The sequence below is a fragment of the Methylophaga thiooxydans DMS010 genome (assembly GCF_000156355.1).
Lineage (GTDB): Bacteria > Pseudomonadota > Gammaproteobacteria > Nitrosococcales > Methylophagaceae > Methylophaga > Methylophaga thiooxydans.
In genome coordinates this window covers 1-5777 of record NZ_GG657896.1, presented here as the reverse complement: position 1 = coordinate 5777, position 5777 = coordinate 1, and the positions used below count along the sequence as shown (strand labels likewise).

General features: G+C 45.1%; 6 protein-coding genes. All 6 read right to left on the bottom strand.

Going from position 1 to position 5777, the window contains the following annotated elements:
- Positions 1-129 precede the first annotated feature (129 nt).
- On the bottom strand, positions 130-522 hold the full coding sequence (locus tag MDMS009_RS06375) for an ExbD/TolR family protein (RefSeq protein WP_008290822.1): 393 nt from the start codon (positions 520-522) through the stop codon (positions 130-132).
- Entirely contained in the window at positions 512-1282 is a 771-nt protein-coding gene (locus MDMS009_RS06370; protein ID WP_237700487.1) for a MotA/TolQ/ExbB proton channel family protein, read from the bottom strand. The genes MDMS009_RS06375 and MDMS009_RS06370 overlap by 11 nt, the downstream gene beginning before the upstream one ends.
- Before the next feature lie 266 nt (positions 1283-1548).
- Positions 1549-2436 carry a ShlB/FhaC/HecB family hemolysin secretion/activation protein gene (locus MDMS009_RS06365; RefSeq protein ID WP_043888006.1) on the bottom strand — a complete coding sequence of 296 codons (888 nt, stop codon included), beginning with the start codon at positions 2434-2436 and terminating at the stop codon, positions 1549-1551.
- Entirely contained in the window at positions 2433-3230 is a 798-nt protein-coding gene (locus MDMS009_RS06360) for a POTRA domain-containing protein (RefSeq protein WP_008290829.1), read from the bottom strand. The genes MDMS009_RS06365 and MDMS009_RS06360 overlap by 4 nt, the downstream gene beginning before the upstream one ends.
- A gap of 108 nt (positions 3231-3338) precedes the next feature.
- A complete protein-coding gene (locus MDMS009_RS15800; RefSeq protein WP_052298147.1) occupies positions 3339-4820 on the bottom strand; it encodes a collagen-like triple helix repeat-containing protein in 1482 nt (493 codons plus the stop codon).
- A 330-nt stretch (positions 4821-5150) separates the two neighbouring features.
- A partial coding sequence (locus tag MDMS009_RS06350) for a S1 RNA-binding domain-containing protein (protein WP_008290833.1) occupies positions 5151-5777 on the bottom strand: 627 nt, incomplete at its 5' end.

The window sequence follows — 5777 nt, the reverse complement described above, 5'->3', positions numbered from 1 at the left end:
TCGGATCTGACGGACTGATATGTCCGGCAACCATAAAGAAGATCAACATCAAAAATACAATGTTAATCAAAGGAATAAGATTATCATCCTGGCTGGGTTTGCTATGTTGTATCGACTGTCCGACTTTCATTAGTTAATTCCGGACAAGGTCACAGAAACGGCGCCTGCTTGCTTAAATGAATCCAATAAATCAATCATGCTCTGTGTGCGAAGCCCAGCTTCTACCTGAATGATATAAACGGCTTCTTTGTCTTCGGCAACTAAACGTTCGACAGAACCATTGTTCTCGGCAGAATATGTTTGCCCCTGAAAAGTAAATTTCCCGTCATTACTGATTAACTTAATGACACGCTGCGTCTCAAGCTCCACATTCGCCTCAGTGGGTGCTGACACATCAATTTGGCGCCACTGGGTAAAGGTCGATGAGAGCATAAAAAACAGTAGTAGAATAAACACCACATCAATCAGTGGGGTCAGACTAATAGCACGCCTATGAGGAGCTTGATCAGTATTAAGCAGCATGTCGGATGGCGGTATGTTCTTCTGTGTTTACTGATTCAGGCGCTGAGGTAAAAGCGCGAGTCACAGTATCGTTCATCAGTGCGGCAACCCGCTCTACTTTGCGTTCCATCCAGTTGTGCATCATAACCACGGGAATAGCGACTGCAAGACCAACCGCCGTCGTTAACAATGCCTGCCAGATACCACCAGATAAAACCGATGGATCGACTTGGTTACCAGCGGCTTCCATTTGCTGAAACGCAACAATCATACCTAGCACAGTTCCCAACAGACCTAACAATGGGCTTAGCGTTGCGATCACCTCAAGTGGCCGCAAGTAAGCACGTAGTTGATTCAGGCGAAGCGTCGCGACTCTGTCCAGTTCTTCTTTAAGCATTGCGACGTTATTCTGCGCCTTGTTTAAGCCTTGAATCGATAAGCCTAGTAGTTCATCAACGGGCCGTTTGGTATTGAGTATAGCCATTGCTTGATCTGCTTCACCCTGTTTCCACAAACCTAGCACACGTTCTAAATGTGCAGAGGTTTCGGGTCGAGTTAAGACAAATTGCCAAAGCTTCATCAAAATAATAGCCAAAGCGACTACTGACATCGCGCTAAGTATCCAAACAACAGGGCCACCTACCTGCATAAAATCCTGAAGTTTTGACAGTATCAAATCAGAACCTGTCAAAGCGGGCTCTACGCCCATATCTGTAAGTACATTAAGACCATCGTTGGGGGCCTGATTCCCGAGTTGGGGAGTAGTTGTTTCTGAATCCACGTAATTGCTCCAATTTTTGTAACAAATGATAATTGTTATCATTTAGATTGACAAGTCTTTTCTGCTAATAAGAACCAGAAAAGCTGACAATCTCGCGCGTAGGACAGACCCAGTTTATTGAAAATGCTTTTTTTAGGACTTGTGAAACCCAAACTACGGCAAGGCTAACTGACTCGACACCATGAATAAAACCAAGACAAGCCTACTTGCTAAAAGCTGAGGGTCTTTCTGGAATGATCAAGCTACCACTTTGCTCACTTGCTACGTTATTCAAACTTCCAATGTAATTTAAGGTTATAAACAGGTTCCCTGTTTGTCGTTTCATAATGTGCATCGCCCACTGGCTTAGCTACTTCAACCGCTACCCCGAAATAGCGCTGATCCGTGACATAAAGGCCCACCGCGACTGATGCTAATTCTTGTTTAGTCTCACTGACGTTTAGCTCTGTTTGGGCAACATCAACCACAGCATAAGGTTCAAACCGTTTGATTATCGGGAAAGTCACCGGCATCAAATACCTTAACTCAATGTCACTAGCAGCGCCTCTGTCACCTTGCGCCTGCCCATCTGGATAGCCTCTTCCATAGCGTTCGCCACCGTAGCGGACTTGTTCAGCGGAAGGAAGAATATCATCAGACCAAAACAGGTTCGCACGCGTTTGCAGTCGCCATTGTGGTGTCAGCATATAACGCCACATCACAGTAAAATCCCAACTGGTGAAATGGGTTGTTTCCGTGCCTTTGCGGATACCATTACTATCGCGTAAGTGGTTTCGCTGCGCGCCCAGCTGTATTCCCTGCTTTAATTTTGTGCTTAGTGATATAAGTTTTCGACTATCATTTTTTTGCCACTGTGTATAAAACTCCAGTGCCGAATAACGCAGATCTTTTTCAATTTCTACTCGATCACCCAGACCATCCTGTCGGTTTAATCCATACTCTGCTTGTTCATCCAGATAATGCAGTTTACTGCCAAGCCACCACGTTTCTGACTTTGTTAAAGTAAGAGGATAGCGCAACCCTGCCGTTAACCTATCACGGGTTTTGGTTTCTTCATAATTCAGAGGTACATCCGCAATAAATAACCGATCATCATTTCGGCTTTTGAAACGGTTTGCTGACAGAGTCAGTTGCAAACCTTCCGTGCCTATCATGTGAGATGACTGACAGCAAAATATTGATCTATCGTCTCATCCGGCACTAGCGTTGAAAATGTGGTCTGATCGCCTGCTGAAATAAGTGAATTAGCTGTTAAGCCAGCTATGATTCGATTGGCTTCCTCATCCCCCATATCCAAACCAATATTGGTCTCTATACGGTTATTACTGACTTGTTCCACTCGTATCGTCGTAGCCCCACTAATGGTCTTAGGCTCAGGTACCTGTATGTTGAAGGTATAGCCAGGAATGCTCTCTATTAGTCTGACATAACGCTCGAATACCGATTGTTTTAATGGAACCTGATGAAGCAATTTTGCCGCCAGTTGTTGCACCCTTTTTTTTACTTTTTCATCCTCAATCACGACTTCACTTCGTGCAACGTAGCCTTCAACAATAACGATAGTGAGTTTACCGTTGCGGGTATCCTGAGCAGGCAAATGTGCATACGATAGGGGATAACCTGCATCCTGATATTTTTGAGTAATTTGCCTGAGCACTGTTATCAGTTCATTTTTGCCGACCACTTTGTTTATCAGTGGCTGAACAATGCTTGCAAGCGCAGTCAGCTCAAACACCGTGCCTCCCTGGAACTGAACATGTTCGACATAAATTTTGTCTTGGGTGTCAGCTTTACTGAGTTCTTTTTGGTCGGGAAGCTCAATCGTTGGTTGTGGCGTTTGCTCAATGGGTTCTTTCTGCTCCACAAGAAACGGCGGTTCGGTGGCGTAAGCAGGTGTGCTTAATAGCTGTGCAGCCAACCATAATAACGTTACTAAATTTCTAATCATGCTTGATGTATTCCATTAAAAAGGGCGTGATGATCCGAGATCGTCACGCCCCTGCAAGATTTCTTTGTCAATAAAACAACTGCATTAACAAATCCGTGTAATCAAAGGCTACAAAATGCCTCCAAGTAGCGGATCCAGTAATGCATCATCGACCACATCTACAATGCCATCATCTTTTGCTTCACCTGATTGTGAAAAGTTACTGGCTTTGAGGCTAGCATCAGAATGACTGTCAGCATTAAGCCCATCACTGTTGGTTAATGCATTAAGTCCTAGGCCCACATCAAGCAGCAAGCCATTGCCAGCAGTCAGCTCAGAAACACCCTCGCTAACACCACCAGTAAGCGCCCCCACTTTTCCTGTCGTTTGATTTAACAAACCTTTACCCTGACCGGGTATGCCATCGACAGAACCCTTGACCGTATTGACTAAACCTTTACCTTGCTCAGATACCCCCGCTAAGGTATCCGTTACCTTATTAGTCAAACCATTATCTTGCCCGGGTAAATCCGCAACAGTGCCAGTTACCTTGGCCAGCACTCCTTTGCCCTTACCAGCCACTTCTGCTGTCGTTCCTGTCACCTTTGTCACAAGACCTTTGCCCTGCTCTGTTACGCCAGTCGTCTTATCTGTGAGCTTAGTTGCTAAGGTTTTGCTGCGGTCTTTCTTGGCTTTCAGTACCTCAGCCAGATTAAATGCTTGCCCATCTTCCTCGCTGCCCACTGTTAACAGACCACCGGTATCGATGACTAACTGCCCTAGTCCGACAACAGTGCCACCGGCTCCCGCTAGCACAGCATTGTTCTCGCCTTGTAACTCATTACCTAAAACAACCACAGCGGTACCAGTACTGGTTAAAATGTCATTTGCGACAGGGCCAACGATTAACGCGTCACCCAGCGTTTGGGTAATGCCTGCACTATTTGTCAGCACTGGTCTGATAACGGCAGTGAGTTCTGTGGTAAGCCCACTGATCGTGCCCCCTTCCTGCGTCAGCAGCACCGTTAGAACATCACCGGTTTCGGTAATTTGCATACCTAATGAATCAACCGTACCTCCAAGTTGGGTCAGCAGTCCTGTTGATGCGTCCAGTTGTGAAAAAACTGGCAAGGTTTTGATACTTTCTACCGTTTGTCCGGTCGCTGACACCGCTTCACCGGTTTCCGAAACCAAACCGGAGGCACCAGCCAGTGTTGTGCCTAAAGCATTATCATTGTTACTAATATTGCCAAGGCCCTCTTTTAAGCCTGTTGCGACACTGTCTACACCATCACCGGTATTTTTTATGATTTCACCGGTACCACTGGTTATGTCACCCGTACCAAGCAGATCTACCTGACTGACCGACGTACCGACCGCTTTAAGTACCGTTGCCGAACCGGCTGTCATCGTACCGCTGTCACTGACTACGCGCTCAACACCGGCACTGCGACTCTCGGCAGCTGAGCCACCACCAGATCCGCCTGACACCATGTCTGAATCAGATCCTCCTGAGCTTTTTACAGACCGACTGCTGCTACCACTACAACCTACTAGGGTGGTGACAGCCAAGGCCACGATAATACTTTGTGATAATGTTCTTCTATTCATCTTATCCTCTCCTTATGATTCGAAATAGTGACGTTTCACAATTCACAAAGTATCAAATTTTCCATATATTTTTGTGATATACATCACATTTCTGTATTAAGTGGAAATATGTTTCTTATTTTTGATATATTACGAATATTAGATACCAATTTGTGATTGGTCTACCAAATTGGAATTCGCAATGATAGGTATAGCTAGGTTGCCAAAATGTTTGTATTTGCTTCCCGCTGTTTCGGTGAGAAAAAAGTCATAAGTTATTTCCTTGATTTATTTACGCGCAAAAAAAAGCCCCGATAATCGGGGCTTTTTTATTATTTGAAGAAAGAGAAATTAACTTTCACTTGTTTCTTCGTTAACAGCTTTCATACTCAGGCGGATACGGCCTTGGCGATCAACTTCCAGTACCTTAACCTGAATCACATCACCTTCTGACAACTTGTCGCTAACATTCTCAACGCGCTCATCAGAAATCTGTGAAATATGAACCAAGCCATCTTTACCCGGCAGAATGGTAACAAATGCACCGAAGTCCATCAGTTTGGCCACACGGCCTTCATAGATTTTACCCACTTCAACTTCAGCAGTGATGTCTTCAACGCGACGCAGTGCTGACTGACCGGCATTGTAATCTGACGAGAAGATCATCACAGTACCATCATCTTGAATATCGATAGTCGCACCGGTTTCTTCAGTAATTGCACGAATAGTCGCACCACCTTTACCGATAACATCACGAATCTTATCAGCATGGATCTTGATGGTAATGATACGCGGTGCAAATTCAGACATCTCAGTGCGATGCGTTGAAATCACTGCATTCATTTTGTCAAGAATATGGATACGACCATCACGCGCTTGTGCCAGTGCAGTACGCATGATTTCTTCGTTGATACCTTCAATCTTGATGTCCATCTGCAAAGCAGTAACACCTTTCTCGGTACCCGCAACTTTAAAGTC

Bases quoted from the DNA above. Each gene is read 5' to 3' on its own strand.
- MDMS009_RS06375 (WP_008290822.1), bottom strand. From the start codon at position 522: ATGCTGCTTAATACTGATCAAGCTCCTCATAGGCGTGCTATTAGTCTG.
- MDMS009_RS06365 (WP_043888006.1), bottom strand. From the start codon at position 2,436: ATGATAGGCACGGAAGGTTTGCAACTGACTCTGTCAGCAAACCGTTTC.
- MDMS009_RS06360 (WP_008290829.1), bottom strand. From the start codon at position 3,230: ATGATTAGAAATTTAGTAACGTTATTATGGTTGGCTGCACAGCTATTA.
- MDMS009_RS15800 (WP_052298147.1), bottom strand. From the start codon at position 4,820: ATGAATAGAAGAACATTATCACAAAGTATTATCGTGGCCTTGGCTGTC.